Annotated in this window: 20 protein-coding genes and 1 riboswitch; of the genes, 14 read left to right on the top strand and 6 right to left on the bottom strand. The window is 72.5% G+C overall.

The genetic code is table 11. The features are described from left to right. Positions 1 to 9 precede the first annotated feature (9 nt). A complete protein-coding gene (locus ACIQF6_RS21130) occupies positions 10 to 1,119 on the top strand; it encodes an ABC transporter permease (RefSeq protein WP_400897143.1) in 1,110 nt (369 codons plus the stop codon). Then, a complete protein-coding gene (locus ACIQF6_RS21125; RefSeq protein WP_400897141.1) occupies positions 1,116 to 1,766 on the top strand; it encodes an ABC transporter ATP-binding protein in 651 nt (216 codons plus the stop codon). Before ACIQF6_RS21130 ends, ACIQF6_RS21125 begins: the two co-directional genes overlap by 4 nt. A gap of 173 nt (positions 1,767 to 1,939) precedes the next feature. On the opposite strand, the gene ACIQF6_RS21120 is transcribed toward ACIQF6_RS21125, so the two are convergent. Continuing rightward, positions 1,940 to 3,328 (bottom strand): FAD-dependent oxidoreductase, encoded by a 1,389-nt coding sequence (locus tag ACIQF6_RS21120; protein ID WP_400897139.1) that lies wholly within the window; start codon positions 3,326 to 3,328, stop codon positions 1,940 to 1,942. A gap of 199 nt (positions 3,329 to 3,527) precedes the next feature. After that, positions 3,528 to 4,178, bottom strand: coding sequence for an MSMEG_1061 family FMN-dependent PPOX-type flavoprotein (locus ACIQF6_RS21115; protein ID WP_400897137.1), 651 nt, complete (start codon positions 4,176 to 4,178; stop codon positions 3,528 to 3,530). Between the two features lie 171 nt (positions 4,179 to 4,349). Further along, positions 4,350 to 4,477: riboswitch (FMN riboswitch) on the top strand. A gap of 187 nt (positions 4,478 to 4,664) precedes the next feature. Here ACIQF6_RS21115 and ACIQF6_RS21110 point away from each other — a divergent pair. The 9 genes from ACIQF6_RS21110 to ACIQF6_RS21070 all read left to right on the top strand — a co-directional run bounded on the left by ACIQF6_RS21110 (position 4,665) and on the right by ACIQF6_RS21070 (position 12,120). Continuing rightward, positions 4,665 to 5,324 (top strand): riboflavin synthase, encoded by a 660-nt coding sequence (locus ACIQF6_RS21110; RefSeq protein ID WP_400897135.1) that lies wholly within the window; start codon positions 4,665 to 4,667, stop codon positions 5,322 to 5,324. Further along, positions 5,321 to 5,962: a nicotinamide riboside transporter PnuC gene (locus ACIQF6_RS21105; protein ID WP_400897133.1), complete on the top strand. Its 642-nt coding sequence runs from the start codon at positions 5,321 to 5,323 to the stop codon at positions 5,960 to 5,962. Before ACIQF6_RS21110 ends, ACIQF6_RS21105 begins: the two co-directional genes overlap by 4 nt. After that, positions 5,959 to 7,254, top strand: coding sequence for a bifunctional 3,4-dihydroxy-2-butanone-4-phosphate synthase/GTP cyclohydrolase II (locus ACIQF6_RS21100; RefSeq protein WP_400897131.1), 1,296 nt, complete (start codon positions 5,959 to 5,961; stop codon positions 7,252 to 7,254). The genes ACIQF6_RS21105 and ACIQF6_RS21100 overlap by 4 nt, the downstream gene beginning before the upstream one ends. A 45-nt stretch (positions 7,255 to 7,299) precedes the next feature. Continuing rightward, a complete protein-coding gene (gene ribH / locus ACIQF6_RS21095; RefSeq protein WP_400897129.1) occupies positions 7,300 to 7,785 on the top strand; it encodes a 6,7-dimethyl-8-ribityllumazine synthase in 486 nt (161 codons plus the stop codon). 105 nt (positions 7,786 to 7,890) lie between these two features. Beyond that, positions 7,891 to 8,163: a phosphoribosyl-ATP diphosphatase gene (locus ACIQF6_RS21090; protein ID WP_073816433.1), complete on the top strand. Its 273-nt coding sequence runs from the start codon at positions 7,891 to 7,893 to the stop codon at positions 8,161 to 8,163. A gap of 43 nt (positions 8,164 to 8,206) precedes the next feature. Next, positions 8,207 to 9,055 (top strand): ATP phosphoribosyltransferase, encoded by an 849-nt coding sequence (hisG, locus tag ACIQF6_RS21085; RefSeq protein ID WP_400897126.1) that lies wholly within the window; start codon positions 8,207 to 8,209, stop codon positions 9,053 to 9,055. A gap of 59 nt (positions 9,056 to 9,114) precedes the next feature. Continuing rightward, positions 9,115 to 9,558: a PH domain-containing protein gene (locus ACIQF6_RS21080; protein ID WP_400897124.1), complete on the top strand. Its 444-nt coding sequence runs from the start codon at positions 9,115 to 9,117 to the stop codon at positions 9,556 to 9,558. A gap of 193 nt (positions 9,559 to 9,751) precedes the next feature. Then, positions 9,752 to 11,092: a hemolysin family protein gene (locus ACIQF6_RS21075; RefSeq protein WP_400897122.1), complete on the top strand. Its 1,341-nt coding sequence runs from the start codon at positions 9,752 to 9,754 to the stop codon at positions 11,090 to 11,092. Further along, the gene (locus ACIQF6_RS21070; RefSeq protein WP_400897120.1) at positions 11,089 to 12,120 is read left to right on the top strand and encodes a hemolysin family protein; all 1,032 of its coding nucleotides are present in this window, start codon (positions 11,089 to 11,091) and stop codon (positions 12,118 to 12,120) included. The genes ACIQF6_RS21075 and ACIQF6_RS21070 overlap by 4 nt, the downstream gene beginning before the upstream one ends. 49 nt (positions 12,121 to 12,169) lie before the next feature. Here the strand turns inward: ACIQF6_RS21070 and ACIQF6_RS21065 are convergent, their stop codons facing one another. Next, on the bottom strand, positions 12,170 to 13,057 hold the full coding sequence (locus tag ACIQF6_RS21065; RefSeq protein ID WP_400897118.1) for an SDR family NAD(P)-dependent oxidoreductase: 888 nt from the start codon (positions 13,055 to 13,057) through the stop codon (positions 12,170 to 12,172). Positions 13,058 to 13,125: 68 nt separating this feature from the next. Between ACIQF6_RS21065 and ACIQF6_RS21060 the strand changes: the two genes are divergently transcribed. Together ACIQF6_RS21060 and ACIQF6_RS21055 are read left to right on the top strand one after the other, a co-directional pair. Continuing rightward, positions 13,126 to 13,800 (top strand): TetR family transcriptional regulator, encoded by a 675-nt coding sequence (locus tag ACIQF6_RS21060; RefSeq protein ID WP_400897116.1) that lies wholly within the window; start codon positions 13,126 to 13,128, stop codon positions 13,798 to 13,800. A gap of 43 nt (positions 13,801 to 13,843) precedes the next feature. Beyond that, positions 13,844 to 14,254: a hypothetical protein gene (locus ACIQF6_RS21055; protein WP_400897114.1), complete on the top strand. Its 411-nt coding sequence runs from the start codon at positions 13,844 to 13,846 to the stop codon at positions 14,252 to 14,254. A 3-nt stretch (positions 14,255 to 14,257) separates the two neighbouring features. On the opposite strand, the gene ACIQF6_RS21050 is transcribed toward ACIQF6_RS21055, so the two are convergent. The 3 genes from ACIQF6_RS21050 to ACIQF6_RS21040 form a co-directional block, all read right to left on the bottom strand. Next, positions 14,258 to 16,057, bottom strand: a complete 1,800-nt coding sequence (locus tag ACIQF6_RS21050; RefSeq protein WP_400897112.1) for an AAA family ATPase — start codon at positions 16,055 to 16,057, stop codon at positions 14,258 to 14,260. 316 nt (positions 16,058 to 16,373) lie between these two features. Continuing rightward, positions 16,374 to 16,997, bottom strand: a complete 624-nt coding sequence (locus ACIQF6_RS21045; RefSeq protein ID WP_400897110.1) for a uridine kinase — start codon at positions 16,995 to 16,997, stop codon at positions 16,374 to 16,376. Between the two features lie 75 nt (positions 16,998 to 17,072). Continuing rightward, a complete protein-coding gene (locus tag ACIQF6_RS21040) occupies positions 17,073 to 17,474 on the bottom strand; it encodes a hypothetical protein (protein ID WP_400897108.1) in 402 nt (133 codons plus the stop codon). Positions 17,475 to 17,681: 207 nt separating this feature from the next. On the opposite strand from ACIQF6_RS21040, the gene ACIQF6_RS21035 reads away from it, so the two are divergent. Continuing rightward, entirely contained in the window at positions 17,682 to 18,122 is a 441-nt protein-coding gene (locus ACIQF6_RS21035; protein WP_400897106.1) for an Lrp/AsnC family transcriptional regulator, read from the top strand. The last annotated feature ends 27 nt before the right edge of the window (positions 18,123 to 18,149 follow it).

Here is an 18,149-nt window from a genome sequence, read left to right as displayed (position 1 = left end):
AGGAGCACGGTGTACCTCGCCCTGCTCGAACTCAAGGCCGCCCGCGGCCGCTTCCTGCTCATGGGCTGCGTCGTCCTGCTGGTCGCCGCCCTGGTCGGGATCGTCTCCGGGTTCACCACCGGACTCGGCGACGACACCGTCTCCGCCCTGCGCCGCCTGCCCGCCACCCACCTGGCGTTCTCCCCGGACGCCAGGACCGACCAGTTCGCCCGCAGCCTCGTCCCCGCCGAGACCCTGGCCGGCTGGCAGCAGCGCCCCGGCGTCCAGGCCACCCCGCTCGGCGTCACCATCACCCGCGGCACCACCGACCGGCACGCCGAGGTCGACCTCGCCGCGTTCGGCGTCGAACCCGGCTCGTTCCTCGACCCCGGCGCGGAGGACGGCCAACGCCTCGGCGGCGACGGCCAGTTGGTGATCTCCCGGAAGCTCGCCGAGGAAGGCGTCGCGATCGGCGACACCCTCACCGTCGACCGGCTCGGCATCGCCCTCAAGGTCACCGGCATCACCGGCCGCGCCTCCTACGGACACGTCCCGGCCGGCTACGTCACCACCGCCACCTGGCAGGCGATCCGCTTCACCACCCCCGGCGCGAGCGGGCCCGCCGCCGGGCTCCCGACCCAGTACAGCGCGATAGCCCTGCGGGCGGCGCCGTCCGCACTGGCCGGCGCGGACGACCAACTCGGGACCCGGACCGTCCCGGTGGCCGACGCGTACGCCGCCGCGCCCGGCTACACCGGCGAACGCGTCACCATGACGTCCATCCAGTTCTTCCTGTACCTGATCGCCCCGCTGGTGGTCGGCGCGTTCTTCGGCGTCTGGACCGTCCAGCGGCAACCCGAACTCGCCCTGCTGCGCGCGATGGGCGCCTCCCGGCGCCGACTCCTCGGACACACCCTCGTCCAGGCCGCGACCGTCGTCCTCGGCGGCACCCTGGCCGGCGCGGCGCTCGCCTCCGCCGTCGGACTCCTGGTCGGCACCGAAGTCCCGTTCAGCCTCCCCGGGCTGGCGCTCACCGCCACCATGGCCACGGTCGCCCTCGCCGCCCTCGCCGGCGCCGCCCTCACCCTCCGCCGGGTCGCCACCGCCGACCCGATGACCATGCTGGGAGCCGGACGATGACGACTCTGACCCTGCGCGACATCACCGTCTCCCTCGGCCACGGCGACGCCCGCACCCCCGTCCTGCGCGGCCTCTCCGCGAGCTGCCGCCCCGGGATGCTGACCGCGCTGGTCGGCCCGTCGGGCTCCGGGAAGTCGACCCTGCTCGCCGTGGCCGGGGCGCTGCTGCGGCCCGACGGCGGTCAAGTCCTGCTCGGAGACACCGACTTGGCGCTGCTCGGGGACGGCGAACGGGCGAAGGTCCGGCGCGAACGGATCGGCTACATGTTCCAGAGCGGCAACCTGCTGGGCGGCCTCACCGCCGTCGAACAGCTGCTGGCCGCGGCCTCCGTCGCGGGTCGCCCCGCCAGGCGGCAGCGCGCCGCGGCGGAAACGGCCCTCGCCGAGGTCGGCCTCGGACACCGCCTGAAGCACCGCGCGGACCAGCTCTCCGGCGGCGAGAGGCAGCGCGTCGCGCTGGCCCGCGCCCTCTTCCTCGAACCCGACCTCCTGCTCATCGACGAACCCACCGCCGCCGTCGACCGCGAACAGGCCGGAGCCCTCACGGAGTTGATCGCCCGCAGGGCAGCCGAACGCGGCTGCGTGGCACTGGTGGCCACGCACGATCCGGTGGTCGTCGACGCGGCGGCGGAGGTGATGGAGATGTAGGGAGGGTGCGAAGCCAGGGAGCGCACAACCAGGGGCGCGGGGAACTGCGCGACAAGCGCACATCACATCCGCAAGGTTGCGATCACGTCCAGGTCATTGTCCTGCGTCGCGATCTTGCGGATGTGGTGCGTTCCCCCTCGCGAAGTTCCCCGCGCCCCGGTCGGTGCGCTCCTTTATTCCGGCTTGCGGTCCGCAACCCTGTCGCTGCGCGAGGCGTCGAGCATCGCCACCCGGTCCACGACCTTCACCCGTTCGCGGCCCTGCGCTTCGCCGAGGGCCTTCTCGTGGGCGTCGAGCTGGTGCCACCCCTCCCAGGTGGTGAAGTCGACGCCGCGGGAGCGCAGGAAGTCGATCACCGACTCCTCGGCGGGCTCGGCGGCGGGCCGCAGGCGGCCCGCGGTGTGGTCGGCGACCAGGCAGGCGACGGTCTCGTTGGCGTCGCCCTTGGTGTGGCCGATCAGGCCGACGGGGCCGCGCTTGACCCAGCCGGTGACGTAGACGGACGGGAGGTGGGCGCCGTTCTCGTGGACCCGGCCCGCCTCGTGCGGAACCGTCGCGGAGAGGGCGTCGAACGGGAGCTTGGCCAGCTCGTCGGAGCGGTAGCCGACCGCGCGGTAGACCGCCTGGACGGGCCATTCGCGGAAGGCGCCGGTGCCGACGGTGTTGCCGGTGCCGTCGAGCTCGGTGCGCTCGGTGCGCAGGGCGACGACCCGGCCGTCCTCGCCGAGGACCTCGACCGGGTTCTCGAAGAAGTGCAGGTGGATGCGGTGCGGGCGGTCGCCGATGTCGCGGATCGCCCAGTTCTCCAGCGTCGAGGCGACCATGTCGGCCTGCTTGTTGGCGCGCCGGGTGGCGATCGAGGCATCGTCGTAGTCGATGTCCTCGGGGTCGACGATCACCTCGATGGTGGGGGAGTGGTCGAGCTCGCGGAGCTCCATCGGCGAGAACTTCGCCTGCGCGGGGCCGCGGCGGCCGAACACGTGGACCTCGACGGCGCGGTTGGCGGCGAGGCCGTCGTACACGTTCGGCGGGATCTCGGTGGGGAGCAGTTCGTCCGCGGTCTTGGCGAGCACCCGGGCGACGTCCAGGGCGACGTTGCCGACGCCGAGGACGGCGACCTGCTCGGCCTCCAGCGGCCACTCGCGCGGGACCTCGGGGTGGCCGTCGTACCAGGAGACGAAGTCGGCGGCGCCGTACGAGCCGTCGAGGTCGATGCCGGGTATCGACAGGTCGCGGTCGGCCTCGGCGCCGGTGGCGAAGACCAGGGCGTCGTAGAAGCGGTGGAGCTCGTCCAGGGAGAGGTCGCCGGGGTAGTCGACGTTGCCGAGCAGGCGGACCTGCGGCTTGTCGAGGACCTGGTGCAGGGCGGTGACGATGCCCTTGATCCGCGGGTGGTCGGGGGCTACGCCGTAGCGGATCAGGCCGAAGGGGGCGGGCAGCCGCTCGATCAGGTCGATGGAGACACCGGGGGCGGTGGCCAGCTCGGACTTCAGCAGTGCGTCGGCGGCGTAGATCCCGGCGGGGCCGGCACCGACGATGGCCACCCGGACGGGGCGGGACATGGGCAGGTACTCCTGTTCGGCTCTGGGCGCGTGCCGCCAGCCTTCCGGCGGGCGGGCGTGCCCGGTACGGTGCTTCGACTTATGGCTCCATAAGTCGAAGCTATGGCCCCCCAAAGTTCCACCTATGCGGCGTCCCTGTGCCCTCCAGCATGCACGAGTCGCCGCCCTCCTCCGGCCCCCGCTCCGGACGCCCCGGCGGTCACTCGTAGCGCAGGCGCAGCGACTCCTCCTCGGCGGCCAGGACGTGATCCAGCGTCAGTGCCGGATCGCCCAGGTGGGACAGCGTGATCTCGGCGGAGCTGGGCGCCGCGTCGGCGGGCAGCCACTGCTCGGGCTGCCAGGCGGCGCTGCGCAGGAGCGCCTTCGGGCAGTGCCCGTAGACCTCGTCCGCCGACACCACGATCGCGGTGCGCGGCGGCTTGCCGACCGCGGTGAGCTGCTCCAGCAGCCGCGGGTCCGCGCTGACGCAGGCCCGGCCGTTGACCCGCAGGGTGGCCGCCCGGCCGGGGACGACGAAGATCAGCCCGGCCTTTCCGGTGGCGGCGATGTTGTGCAGGCTGTCGAGCCGGCGGTTGCCGGTGGCATCCGGGATGGCGAGGGTGCGTTCGTCCAGCACCGAGACGAACCCGGGCGGGCCGCCGCGCGGAGTGGCGTCGCAGTTGCCGTCCGCGTCGGCGGTCGCGACGAACACCAGCGAGGAGCAGCCGATGAGCCGCCGCGCCGCGTCGTGCAGGTGGTCGACCTGCTTGCGCTGCACCATCGCGCTCGGCTGCTCGTACAACTCCCGCAGCCGGGCCGGGTCGTGGATCGCCTCAGCGGCGAGGGCGTCGAAGATCACGCCGTCCGACATTACATCCGCCCCTCGCGGCGGCCGGACCAGGGCCCCGGATGCAACACGCGCCACCCCGCAGGTTGTTCCGCGCTACCTCGCGCCCGGGGCGTGAACCAGGCCACAGGGCACGTTCCTTGCCTTCGGTGTGCATGCGCGTGCAAGAATGCTGAAGAAGTAGCAGTGACGTTCAGCGCACTCCGGGGTCGGTGAAATTCCGAGCCGGCGGTTAAAGTCCGCGACCCGTCCGCAGCCAGCGGGCGGTTGACCAGGTGAAACTCCTGGACCGACGGTTAAAGTCCGGATGGGAGGCGTGCGCGGCGGACAGGTGTGTCCGCAACCCGGTCCCCTTCGGGGGCGGGGTGCGGAAGCACGGCGTTTTCGGCAGCGGACCCGTGCCACGACCAGCCGGTCGGGGCCTCGCGGGGCCGTCCCGGCGCGTCACGTCCGCAGTCAACTCCCGATCGCCGCCCCGGAGTCCGCGCCCCAAGCGCGAGGAGAACCCGGGTGTTCACCGGCATCATCGAAGAGCTCGGCGAGGTCGTCTCCATCGAGGAGATCGGCGAATCCTCGCGAATCCGCCTGCGCGGCCCGCTGGTCACCGCGGACGCCCGCCACGGCGACTCCATCGCGGTCAACGGCGTGTGTCTCACCGTCGTCGACGACAGTGAACAACTGGCGGAGCACAACGGCGAGTTCAGCGCCGACGTGATGCGCGAGACGCTCCGCCGCTCCAGCCTCGGCGCGCTGCGCCCCGGCTCCCGGGTCAACCTGGAGCGGGCGATGGCACTCGGCGCCCGGCTCGGCGGCCACCTGGTGCAGGGCCACGTCGACGGCACCGGCACGGTGCTCTCCCGCGAGCCCGGCGACCTGGACGCGGACGGGAATCCCCGCTGGGAGGTGCTGCGTTTCTCCCTGCCACAGCCGATCTCGCGCTACCTGGTGGAGAAGGGGTCGATCACCGTGGACGGAGTGAGCCTCACCGTCGTCGAGGCGGCCCTGGACAGCTTCACCGTCTCGCTGATCCCCGCCACGCTCGCCCTGACCACGCTCGGGGTGAAGGCGGTGGGCGACCCCGTCAACCTGGAGGTGGACGTGCTCGCCAAGTACGTGGAACGACTGCTCGACACCCGTGCACTGCCCGAAAACCTGGGGGAAACCAAGTGAGCGCGATCGCAGACCTGTCCTTCACCGCCTTCGGCCAGCAGGTGAAGGTCGCCGACATGGTCGGCAACCTGATAGGCCTCGCCGGCCTGGCCTACGGCTGGCGCCGCTCGGTGCTCACCTGGCCCGCCCAGCTGCTGGCCGGCGCGGTGCTGATCGGCGCGTTCCTGGGGGCGCAGATGCCGGGGCTGATCGGCAAGCAGGTGATCGTCATCGTCACCGCCGTCTGGGGCTGGACCCAGTGGAACCGCGGCCGCCGCGACACCGGCGAGATCGAGGTCCGGTTCGCCGGCTGGAAGCAGCGCGCGGTGCTGATCCTGGCCACCGCGGTCGGCACCGCCGCCGTCGCCGCGCTGTTCAACGCCTTCCCGCAGCTGTCCTGGAACCCGCTGCTGGACGCGTACATCTTCGTCGGCACGCTGGCCGCGATGTACGCCCAGGCCCGTGGCTGGGTGGAGTTCTGGTTCGCCTGGATCGCCGTCGACGTGATCAGCGTCCCGTACAGCTACGCGCACGGCTACGTGTTCTCCGCGCTCACCTACACCATCTACTTCGTCCTGGTGCTGGCCGGTCTGACCAGCTGGTGGACGAAGGCCCGCACCGTCCGAACCACCCTTCCCGCCGAGGGAGTTGCCGCATGAGCGCCGACCTGCCCGAAGAACCGTCCGACCCCGACCCGGCCGGCCTCGAACCGCTCGCCCTCGACCCGGTGGAGCGCGCCGTCTCCGACATCGCGCTCGGCCGCATGGTGATCGTGGTCGACGACGAGAACCGCGAGAACGAGGGCGACCTGGTGTTCGCCGCGTCCGCCGCCACCCCCGAGCTGATGGCCTTCACCATCCGCTACAGCTCCGGCGTGATCTGCGTCCCGATGACCGGCGCCGAGCTCGACCGGCTCAGGCTGCCTCCGATGACCCCGATCAACGAGGACCGCAAGGGCACCGCCTACACCGTCTCGGTGGACGCCCGCGAAGGCGTCGACACCGGCATCTCCGCCGCCGACCGGGCCCGCACCGTCCGCCTGCTGGCCTCGCCCGGCACCGAGCCCGGCGACCTCAGCCGGCCCGGCCACGTCTTCCCGCTGCGCGCCGTGGACGGCGGCGTGCTGGCCCGCCCCGGGCACACCGAGGCCGCCGTCGACCTGGCCCGGCTGGCCGGCCTCGCCCCCGCCGGGGCGATCGCCGAAGTGGTCAACGACGACGGCACCATGGCCCGGCTGCCCGAACTGCACGCCTTCGCCCGCCAGCACGGCCTGGCGATCATCTCCATCGCGGACCTGATCGCCTACCGCCGCCGCACCGAACTGCACGTCGACCGCGCCGCCGTCACCGGGCTGCCCACCGACCACGGCGACTTCACCGCCGTCGGCTACCGCGGCACCATCGACGGCGTCGAGCACCTGGCCCTGGTGGCCGGCGGCCTGGACGCCGACGGGAAGCTCCCCGACGGCGAGGACGTGCTGGTGCGGGTGCACTCCGAATGCCTGACCGGCGACGTGTTCAGCTCGCTGCGCTGCGACTGCGGCCCGCAGCTGCACGCCTCGCTGCGCGCCGTCGCCGAGGCCGGCCGCGGCGTGGTGCTGTACCTGCGCGGGCACGAGGGCCGCGGCATCGGCCTGACCCACAAGCTGCGCGCCTACCAGCTCCAGGAGCAGGGCCGGGACACCGTGGACGCCAACCTCGACCAGGGGCTGCCCGTCGACGCCCGCGACTACTCGATCGGCGCACAGATGCTCGCCGATCTCGGCGTGCGCTCGCTCACCCTGCTGACCAACAATCCTGCCAAGCAGACCGCGCTCACCGAGCACGGCCTGAAGGTCGCCGCCCGCCGGTCGCTGCCCACCGCCGCGGGCGCGCACAACCTGCGCTATCTGCGCACCAAGCGGGACCGGATGGGCCACGACCTCCCGTGGCTCGAGGACGACAACAAGTAGCCGTCGAAGTACGCGTTCTGACGCACTGTCGAAAGAGGAACCGAAATGGCCGGACACGGAGCCCCCGTGCTGTCCCCGCAGAACTGCGCCGACCTGCGGATCGCGATCGTCGCGGCGCAGTGGCACGACCAGGTGATGAACGGGCTGGTGGAGGGCGCGCAGCGCGCGCTGAAGGAGTTCGGGATCGAGGAGCCGACGCTGGTCCGCGTCCCCGGCGCCTTCGAGCTGCCGGTCGCGGCCAAGCAGATGGCCGTGCGCGGCTACGACGCGGTGGTGGCGCTGGGCGTGGTGCTGCGCGGCGGCACCCCGCACTTCGACTACGTCTGTCAGGGGGCCACGCAGGGTCTGACCCAGGTTGCGGTGGAGACCGGCGTCCCGGTCGGCTTCGGCGTGCTGACCTGCGACACCGAGCAGCAGGCACTGGACCGGGCCGGGCTGCCGGACTCGGTCGAGGACAAGGGCCACGAGGCGGCCACCGCCGCCGTCGCCACCGCGGCCGTGCTGCGCGAGGTGGTCGAGCCCTGGCGTTGATCGGGTGATCGCACCGGGGACGGTCCGTCTCGATGTCCAGCGGACTGTCCACGGTGCGGAACCGTTTACCGCCCGTCAGCCCGCACCCCGTAAGGTGAGGTCATCATGGCTTCCAAGACATTCGAGGAGCTCTTCGCCGAGCTCCAGCAGAAGGCCGCCACCGGCGACCCCGCGACCTCCCGCACGGCCCAGCTCGTACAGCAGGGCGTCCATGCGATCGGCAAGAAGGTCGTCGAGGAGGCCGCCGAAGTCTGGATGGCCGCCGAGTACCAGTCGCCCGAGGAGACGGCGGAGGAGATGTCCCAGCTCCTCTACCACGTCCAGGTGATGATGATCGCCCGCGGGCTGACGCTCGAAGACGTCTACAAGTACCTGTAAATCCCCACCGCACCGCACGCAGTCGACGAAGGGTTCGCCTCTCATGCTCCGCATCGCCGTCCCCAACAAGGGTTCGCTCTCGGGTCCCGCGGCGGAGATGCTCCATGAGGCCGGCTACCGGCAGCGCAAGGACCCCAAGGAACTCGTCCTGGTCGACCCGGACAACCAGGTCGAGTTCTTCTTCCTGCGCCCGCGCGACATCGCCGTCTACGTCGGCTCCGGCCGGCTCGACATCGGCATCACCGGCCGCGACCTGCTGCTGGACTCCGCCTCGGACGCCGAGGAGGTGCTCGCGCTCGGCTTCGCCGCCTCGACCTTCCGGTTCGCCAAGCCGGTAGGCGCCGAGATCGCCACCGTGCAGGACCTGGACGGGCTGCGGATCGCCACCTCCTACACCGGGCTGGTCGAGCAGCACCTCGCCGAGCACGGCGTGAAGGCCACCGTCACCAAGCTGGACGGCGCCGTGGAGACCGCCGTGCACCTGGGCGTCGCCGAGGTGATCGCGGACGTGGTGGAGACCGGCACCAGCCTGCGCAACGCCGGCCTGGAGGTCTTCGGCGACCCGATCCTGGTGTCCGACGCGGTGGTGATCCGGCCCAAGGGCGCCGGCGAGGACCCCGGCGTCGACCAGTTCCTGCGCCGCCTGCAGGGCGTGCTGGTGGCCCGCCGCTACGTGCTGATGGACTACGACATCCGGGCCGAGAACGTCAGCGCGGCCGTCGCGCTCACCCCCGGCCTGGAGTCGCCGACCGTTTCGCCGCTGCACACCGCCGGCTGGGTCGCGGTCCGCTCCATGGTGCTCCGCAAGGAGGCCCAGCGGATCATGGACGACCTGTGGGCGATCGGCGCCCGCGCCATCCTGGTCACCAACATCCACGCCTGCCGCATCTGATCCGTCACCGGAACGGGGGTCGCCCGCCCGGCGGCCCCCGCTTCTCCTTGGAGCCACCCGTGTCGACCCCTGTCGCCCTGCCCCTGACGTGGGCCCCCCGCCGCAACCGCGCCGTGCTGCTCACGCTGTGCGCCGTGATGGTGGTGCTGTTCACCGTGCTGGCCTTCGCGCTTCCGGAGAACTGGCAGCTCCGGGACCGGGTGATGATGGTGGTCAGCGGCCTGCTGTTCGCCGCGGTCGGCCTGATGCTGGCCCGGCCCAAGGTGGTCGCCGACGCCGACGGGCTGACCGTGGTCAACTTCGTCCGCAGCCGCCGGCTGTCCTGGACCGAGGTGGTCCGGGTCAACCTCAAGCATGGCGACCCGTGGGTGATGCTCGACCTCGCCGACGGCACCGCGCTGGCCGCGGTCGGCATCCAGCCCGCCGGCGGCCGCGAGCAGGCCGTCACGGCCGCCCGCACCCTGCGCGACCTGGTCGAGGAGCGCGCCGCCGCCCGGCGCTGAAGCGCGGGACCGGCAGGCCCCGAGAACCGTTCGGGTATCGTCTACGCTGGTAAAAACGCGGCAAAGCCCACCAGTGTCGGGCTTTCCGCCCAGACCCGCGACCTGAGGAGTGACACCTCCCCTCGATGGACGATCCGTCCGGTTATACCCGCGCCGCCATGCACCTTCCGAGCCAGGGAAAGCGGGCGGCCCGATGACCACCGCCTGGCTCATGCTGCTCGGGGCCTTCCTGCTCATCCTCGCCAACGGCCTGTTCGTGGCCGCCGAGTTCGCGTTCGTGACCGCCGACCGCGGCACCGTGGAACGCGCCGCGGCCACCGGTGACGGTCGGGCGAAGAACCTGGCCAAGGCTCTGCACCAGCTGTCCTTCCAGCTCTCCGGCGCCCAGCTCGGCATCACCATCACCTCGCTGGTGGTCGGCATGCTCGCCGAGCCCGCGCTGTCCACCCTGCTCTCCCCGGTGTTCACCGGCATCGGCCTGCCCGATGCGGCGGCCCGCGGCACCGCGCTGATCGTCGGCCTGGTGCTGGCCACCGTGCTGCAGATGGTGATCGGCGAGCTCGTCCCGAAGAACTGGGCGATCTCCCACCCGATACAGGTCGCCTACGCCGTGGTCGGCCCGCAGCGGGTGTTCTCCGCCGCGTGCCGCCCGCTGATCGCGTTCCTGAACGGCTCCGCCGACCGGATCGTCCGGGCTTTCGGCGTCGAGCCGCAGGAGGAACTCGGCCACGCCCGAACCGCCGACGAACTCGTCGCGCTCGCCCGGCACTCGTACCAGGCCGGCGCGATGGACGAGGAGTCGGCGACGCTGTTCGTGCGCACCCTGGGCCTGCGCGAGCTGACCGCCGAATCCGTGATGACGCCCCGGATCGACGTCGCCGCGCTCCAGCAGGACGCCACCGCCGTCGACGTGCTCAACCTCACCCGGGCCACCGGGCTGAGCCGCTTCCCGGTGTACAGCGACAGCCTGGACAACGTCACCGGCACCGTCACCCTCAAGGACGCCCTCGCCGTCCCCGCCGAGCGCCGCGACCACACCAAGGTCCGGCACCTGGCGTCCCCGCCGCTGCTGGTCCCCGAGACGCTGCCCGTCGAACGGCTGCTCGACCTGCTGCGCGGACGCGAACCGATGGCCGTGGTGGTCGACGAGTACGGCGGCACCGCCGGCGTCGCCACCATCGAGGACATCGTCGAAGAGGTGGTCGGCGAGGTCCAGGACGAGCACGACCCCGCCGACACCCCCGACCTGCGCCCGCTCCCCGCGAGTGACGGACTGCCGGTCTGGGACGCCGACGGCCGGGCCCGGCTCGACCAGCTCGCCGCCATCGGCCTGCACGCCCCCGACGGCCCCTACGAGACCCTCGGCGGACTGCTCGCCGACCTGCTCGGCAAGCTGCCCGCCGTCGGCGAGAGCGCCGAACTGCCCGGGTGGGAGCTGACCGTGACCGCCGTCGACCGGCACCGCACCAGCCGGGTCGAGGTGCGCCGCACCCGCCCCGAGGACGACCACGAGGACCAGGACAGTCACCGATGAGCGCCCTGCAACTCGCCTTCTCACTGCTCCTGCTGCTCGGCAACGCGTTCTTCGTCGGCGCCGAGTTCGCCGTCATCTCGGTGCGCCGCAGCCAGATCGAACCGCTCGCCGAGGCCGGCGACAGGCGCGCCCGCACCGTGCTGCACGCGCTGTCCAACGTCTCCGCGATGCTGGCCGCCGCCCAACTCGGCATCACCGTCTGCTCGCTGCTGCTCGGCGCGCTCGCCGAGCCGACCATCGCGCACCTGCTGGAGCCGGCCTTCCACGCGCTCGGCGTGCCCGCCTCGGCGATGCACCTGCTCAGCTACGCCATCGCGCTCAGCCTGGTGGTGTTCCTGCACATGGTGATCGGCGAGATGGTGCCGAAGAACCTGGCGCTGGCCGGACCGGAGAAGGCCGCGCTCTGGCTCGGCCCGCCGCTGGACCGCCTCGCCCGCTGGCTGGCCCCGGTGATCACCTTCCTGAACGCCTTCGCCAACGGCGTGCTGCGGCTGTTCCGGGTCGAACCCAAGGACGAGGTCAACTCGGTGTTCACCAGCGAGCAGCTGCTGCACCTGCTGGCCGACTCCGGCGAGGCCGGCCTGCTGGACGACACCCGCCGCGAACGCCTGGAGGACGCCCTGGAGATGGGCAGCCGCCCGGTCACCGAGATACTGCTGCCCGCCGACCAGCTGGTCACCGTCGGCCGCGGCGTCACCGGCGAACAGGTCCAGCAGCTCGCGGTGCGCACCGGCTTCTCGCGCTTCCCGGTCACCGACGAGCAGGGCACCGTGCTCGGCTACCTGCACGTCAAGGACACGCTGGAGGTCGACGACCTGGCCGCGCCCGTCCCGGACCGGCTGTGGCGGCCGATCACCGTGGTCCGCGCCACCCTCCGGCTGGACGACGCGCTCGCCGCGATGCGCCGCGCCGCCGCCCACCTGGCGGCTGTGGTGGACGCGGACGGCCGCCAGCTCGGCCTGGTCGCCCTGGAGGACGTCCTGGAGGAGCTGGTCGGCGAGGTCCACGACCCGGATCACCGCCACTGACCTGCTGTTCTCCGGCCCCGTCGCACTCGCTGCGGCGGGGCCGGCTCCGTTACGGCAGCTCCACCGGGTACGGCTCGGCGAAGTCGGCGGAGCGGCTGACCTGCTCCCAGGCGGTGGCCTCGGCGAGCTGGCGGCGGGAGTAGTCGAGCGCCATCGTCACGGCGTTCACGCCGAGCAGCAGGTGGCTGGGGAGCTCGCCGCCGCGGACCGTGCGGACGATGATCTCGGCGGCGCGCCGCGGGTCGCCGGCGGCGCCGGCCTCGCCCTGGCGCATCCGGCGGTTCATCGCGCCGACCGTCCGGTCGTAGGCCTCCGGGACGGGGTGGGCGGTCATCGAGGCGCCCGCCCAGTCGGTGGCGAAGCCGCTCGGCTCGACCACCAGGTAGCGGATGCCGAACGGCGCCGTCTCGGTGGCGAGCGTGCGGGTGAAGCCGTCGACGGCGAACTTGGCGGCCTGGTAGGAGGCGATGCCGGGGGAGCCGCCGACCCGCCCGCCGATCGAGGAGAACTGCACGACGGTGCCCGACTGCTGGCGCCGCAGGGTGGGCAGCGCGGCCTTGGTGACGTGGTAGACGCCCCAGAAGTTGGTCTCGAACTGGGTGCGGAAGTCGGCGTCGTCCGAGGTCTCGACGGGGGAGACGTTGGCGTAGCCGGCGTTGTTCACCAGCACGTCGATCCGGCCGAAGCGGGCGACCGCGGCGTCGATCGCCGCCTCTGCCGCGGCGGGGTCGGTGACGTCCAGCGGAACGGTGAGGACGCGGTCGCCGTACGCGGCGAGCTCCTCGGCGAGGGGCTCGGGGCGGCGGGCGGTGGCGACGACCAGGTCGCCCGCCGCCAGGACGGCGTCGACCAGGGCGCGGCCGAAGCCGCGGGACGAGCCGGTGATGAACCAGACCTGCTGCTGGGTGGTGCGCGCTTCTTCGCTCATGGCGTTCATGGGTTTAGTACAACACCGTTCTCTTATTAGCGCAACACCGTTGCGTTAGCTGCTCCTAGAATGGTCCCATGACTCAGCCGGCATTCCGACGGGCCCGCAGCGCCGAGGCCAAGCAGGCGCGCGAAGGGGCGATCCTGGACGCGGCCCGGACGCTCGGCGAGCAGGGCGGCATCCGGGACGTCACGCTCACCGACATCGCGGCCGAGGTGGGCATGCACAAGTCGGCGCTGCTGCGGTACTTCGAGACCAGGGAGCAGATCTTCCTCGAACTCACCGCCCAGGGCTGGCGCGAGTGGTCCGCCGCCCTGCGCGCCGACCTCGCCGCCCGCGAACAGGCCGGCCCCGCCGAGGTCGCCGGGGCGCTCGCCGCCACCCTCGCGGCCCGCCCGATGTTCTGCGACCTGCTCGCCCAGGCCCCGCTCAACCTCGAACGCAACGTCTCACTGGAGGCGGTGCGCGCCTTCAAGCTCGTCACGCTGGAAGAAGTCGCGCTGATAGGCGCGGAGTTGAACCGCCTGCTCGGCCTGACGGAACAGCAGATGCTCGACCTCGCCGCCACCGCCACCGGCATGGCCGGCGCCCTGTGGCAGATGGCCACCCCCGGCCCCCGGCTGAAGGCCCTCTACGCCTCCGACCCCCGCCTCGGCCACGCGATCGTCGAGGTCGAACCGCGGCTGCGACGCATCCTCACCGCCTTCCTGACCGGAACGGACGCGCAGGTGACGGGGCCTGACGGCGGCTAGAGTGGGCGGCGATTCGTACACCGCTGCGGGAGGGCCGGCAACCATGGCACTGATCGACTCGCCTCCGATACCCCTCGTGCTGTGCCTGCTGGTGGCCGGATACCTGCTGAACACGGCGGCGGTGCTGTATGTCTACGCCGAGCCGAAGAACCGGCGGAAGGCCTTTCTCGGCCTCGCGACGGCAATCCCGGCGGCGTTGGTGCTCGGCGGCGCGCGGGGCAACAGCGTGCCGACGGCGCTGCTGCTGGCGGCCGACGTGCTGCTCGTCCTTCCGGTGCTGTTCCTGATGCTCCGGAAGGGCATCGCGCGGTTCGAGCAGGCCGGGAGCCCGTACGTCGCGCCGCGCGACCGGAGCCCCGAAGAGCGGCGTCAGGGAGCGTGGGCCGCGGCGGCCGTGACCGGCGTCGGTGCGGTCCTGCTGCTGCTGGAGTCCCTGCCGATCTGGCCCTTCTGACCGTCACGGCCTGCCGTCGATCAGCTCCCCGTACGCCTGGAGCAGATCCGGCAGCCGCAGCGTGGCGAGGTCCTCGCGGGACGGCACGCCGCGCAGCGCGGAGAGGCGCAAGTCCCGGTAGGCGCAGGACTTCTCGTACAGGGTGCGGACGAAGCGGCCGTTGCCGAGCTGGTCGATCCAGCCCTCGGCGACCACGTGCGCGCAGATCGAGGTGAGCTCGTCGGCCGCGTCCACGTCCCACTCGTCGCCGTCGACCCGGGCCAACTGGGCGCCGATCTCGGCGAGTTCGACCGGGCGGTAGGACGGGAAGTCGACCCGGGTGGTGAACCGCGAGTTCAGGCCCGGGTTGGTCGCCAGCAGGCGGTTCATGCCCTCGGGGTAGCCGGCCAGGATCACCACCAGCCGGTCCCGGTTGTCCTCGGCCCGCTTCAGCAGCACCTGCAACGCCTCGTCGCCGAACGCGTCGCCCTTGCTGTAGCCGGAGTTGGCCAGCGAGTACGCCTCGTCGATGAACAGCACGCCGTCCAGCGCCGAGTCGATCAGCTCGTTCGCCTTCACCGCCGTCTGCCCGAGGAACTCGCCCACCAGGTCCGCCCGCTGGGCCTCCACCAGGTGGTCCCCGGAGAGCAGCCCGAGGGCGTGGAAGACCCGGCCGAGGATCCGCGCCACCGTGGTCTTGCCGGTGCCCGACGGGCCGGAGAACACGAAGTGCCGCTTCGGCGGCTGCACCGGCAGCCCCCGGTCCGCGCGCAGCCGCGCCATCCGCAACTGCGCCGACAGCGCCCGCACCTGACGCTTCACCGGATCCAGGCCGACCATCGCCTCCAGCTCCGCGAGCGCCTGGTCCAGCTCCAGCCGGGCCGCCGGGCCCGGGTTCGGGCCGGCCGGCGGAATCGCCGCCGCCGCCGGCCAGTTGCCCAGCCGCAGGGGTAACGGCGAAGCGCCGGACGCCCGTTCGGTCAGCTGCCCGCCGCGCGGCTCGCCGGCCGGCGGCTGCGCCCGCTCCGGCTCGACGTCCTCCAGCACGTCGACCGCGGCCTCCACCGCCGCGCCCCGGTACTCGCCGTACTCGCCGGCCGCGGCGCCGTCCAGCAGCCCGTCCTCGGCGGCGATCGCCGCGAGCCGCTGCTCGGTGTCCATGAACGCCGGATCGGCCCGGTGCACCGCCCGGTACAGCGGCAGCGCCGCCGCACTGCGCCCCGCGCCCTCGTACGCCCGGCCCAGCCAGTAGCGCAACTCCTTGCGCTGCGGCTGCTCGGAGCGGCACCGGGCCAGCGAGGCCGCCAGCGGGCGCTGCGCCTGCGCGCACATGTCGAGCCGGACCCGGGCCATGCCGGCGAACAGGCCGGCCTCGATGCCCAGCACCGGATCGTCGAGCAGCCGGTCGGTGTCCCGGATCAGCTGCTCCCAGTCCTTCAACAGGTAGGAGCGGCAGGCGTGCAGGAACCGGACCGCCGGCTCCTGCTCCGGCTCCGGGCAGGCCGCCAACGCCTGGTCCAGCTCGGTGAGATGACGCCCGTCCAGCCAGTGCGAGGCGTGCGCCAGCGCGAGGTCCTGGGCGCTCTCCAGCACCGGCTGCACCCACCAGCCCAGCCAGTACCAGGAACTGAGCGGACGGCGGTGCCGCTCGCGCTGCTCGCCGAACCTGTCCCGGTGCCGCTGCATCGCCAGCAGCGCACCCGCGGTGTCGCTGCGCAGCGCGTGCAGGCCCAACCAGGCGTCCGCCATGCCCGGGTCGACGCGCACCGCGGCCCGGAACTCCTCCTCGGCCCGGGCGTACGAACCGGCCGTATAGGCATCCATGGCACGCGACCAGGAGCGGTCGGCCTCCGGATCAGGCCCCGCCGCGGCGGGCCCTTTGCCGCCGGAACTCTCCACCGTCACTGACGCCCCCCGCCAGACCTCGGGCCGCTACTTACGCGCCTGCGTGGGCATGGTACCGGCGCGGAGCTGATCCGTAAGGGTGCCGCGCGGGTCAATTGGCGCGAGACGATCGGGTGTTGGGGCGCGAAGCGCTGCCCCGGCGCAAAGGGAACGGCGTCTCCGGCTCACGGGGGAACAAGTCGGAGACGCCGTGTCTGTGGTTGCGGATTCAACTGATTTCCGCGACAAGCAGAACTTAAATCCTGGCGATGCCGCAGGTCAAGAGAGGTTCAATCGGTTCACTCAGGGTGTCCCCGACGATCCGCCCGGTGATCCCGTCGACCCGCAGCGAAGCGAACGGACGGCTCGGGTCCGCGGCGAAGTGCGCCCGCTCCGCGACCGCCCAACCCGCCCAGAACTCGGCCAGTTCCGGCCCGTCCCGCAGCTCCCCGCGGGCGCGCGCCGCCACCGCGTCCAGCTCCATCCACAGCAGCGCCGCCAGCGCCGGGCGCACCGCCCGCCGGCCCGCGCCCACCCCCTCCAGCAGCACCACGGGGGCCGGCGGCACCGTCACGACGCTGTTGAACTCCCGCGCCGTCCAGTCGTACACGCCGTGCCGGGCGGGCCTGCCGTGCCCCAGCGGCTCCAGCACCTGGGCGCGCAGCCGCGCCACCCAGTCGAACGGCTCCCGGTGCGTCGCCAGATCGTCCAGGTGCACCACGGGCGCACCGCCGAGTGCCGCGGCCAGCCGGCCCGCGAAGGTGGTCTTTCCCGAACCGGCGTGCCCGTCCACCGCGACCAGCCGCACCGGGCCCAGTGACGGGGGCAGCGCGAGCAGGCCCGCGGCCAGCGCGGACAGGTCGGGGGAGGCATCGGTCATCCGGCCAGCCTACGTGGCCGGGCAGGGTGTTCCCGGAGGGCACCGGGCGGCGGCGCCCCCGGCGGGAACGGGCGGTCAGGCCGCCCGGCGGTCGCGCTGCGCGGGCACCAGGGCCCGGACGGCACGGTGGCTGCCCGCGTGCGAGAACGGCTGGGTGCGCCAGTCCAGCTTCGTCGGCAGCGCCACCAGGTTCTCGACGCCGTCCTGCTCGGGCTGGTCGACGCTCTCCGGCAGGTCGGCCGTCGGCGTGCCGGTGCCCCGGCAGATCGCCGACTGGAAGGGGTTCCACGCGGAGGGCAGCACCGCGTGCTGCGGCAGGCTCTCCTCGTCCCCGATCAGCGCGATCGGGCGGTCGCAGGCCGGGCAGTCCACCCGGACGACGTCCCAGTTGTCGGCCGCGCCCGGGTCCGCCCCGAAGGACGGCGCGGACGCGCCGGGTTCGTTCTCGACGTCGGGACGCTGGTCGGTGGAAGGCATCTGATCCCCCTCGGATCGGGCCGGAGTCTCTCGTTGTCCGGGCCACCAGCAGCACTTCCCGCTGACAGGGCGTCATAACCCTGCGCTCCGGCGCACGGTGATGCACCATATGTGTTCCTCGCCACATTCCGTTGGCATGTGCCCCCCGAATGCGCCCCCGGTGAGCTGTCTGCACAGCCCCGCCGTCATCGAGTAGGTTGACGCCTTGTGGAGGAACTCGACCAGCGCATCGTCCATCTGCTGCTCCAGGACGGACGGATGAGCTACACCGACCTGGGCAAGGCCACCGGCCTGTCCACCTCGGCCGTGCACCAGCGGGTGCGCCGCCTCGAACAGCGCGGCGTCATCCGCGGCTACACCGCGATCGTCGACCCCGAGGCGGTGAACCTGGCGCTCACCGCGTTCATCTCCGTCAAGCCGTTCGACCCCAGCGCCCCCGACGACACCCCCGACCGCCTGATCGGCCTCCCCGAGATCGAGGCCTGCCACAGCGTCGCCGGCGACGAGAACTACATCCTCAAGGTCCGCGTCCCCGGCCCCGGCGACCTGGAGGACCTGCTCGCCCGGATCCGCTCCGCCGCCGGCGTCTCCACCCGCACCACCGTCGTGCTCTCCACGCCGTACGAGGCCCGCCCGCCGAAGCTGTAGCCCCGCGACCCGGAAAATGTCCAAGGT

The sequence above is a fragment of the Kitasatospora sp. NPDC092948 genome, from assembly GCF_044754805.1.
Taxonomy (GTDB): Bacteria; Actinomycetota; Actinomycetes; order Streptomycetales; family Streptomycetaceae; genus Kitasatospora.
The sequence above is the reverse complement of the archived record's forward strand: the minus strand, read 5'-3'. Positions and strand labels throughout refer to the sequence as shown.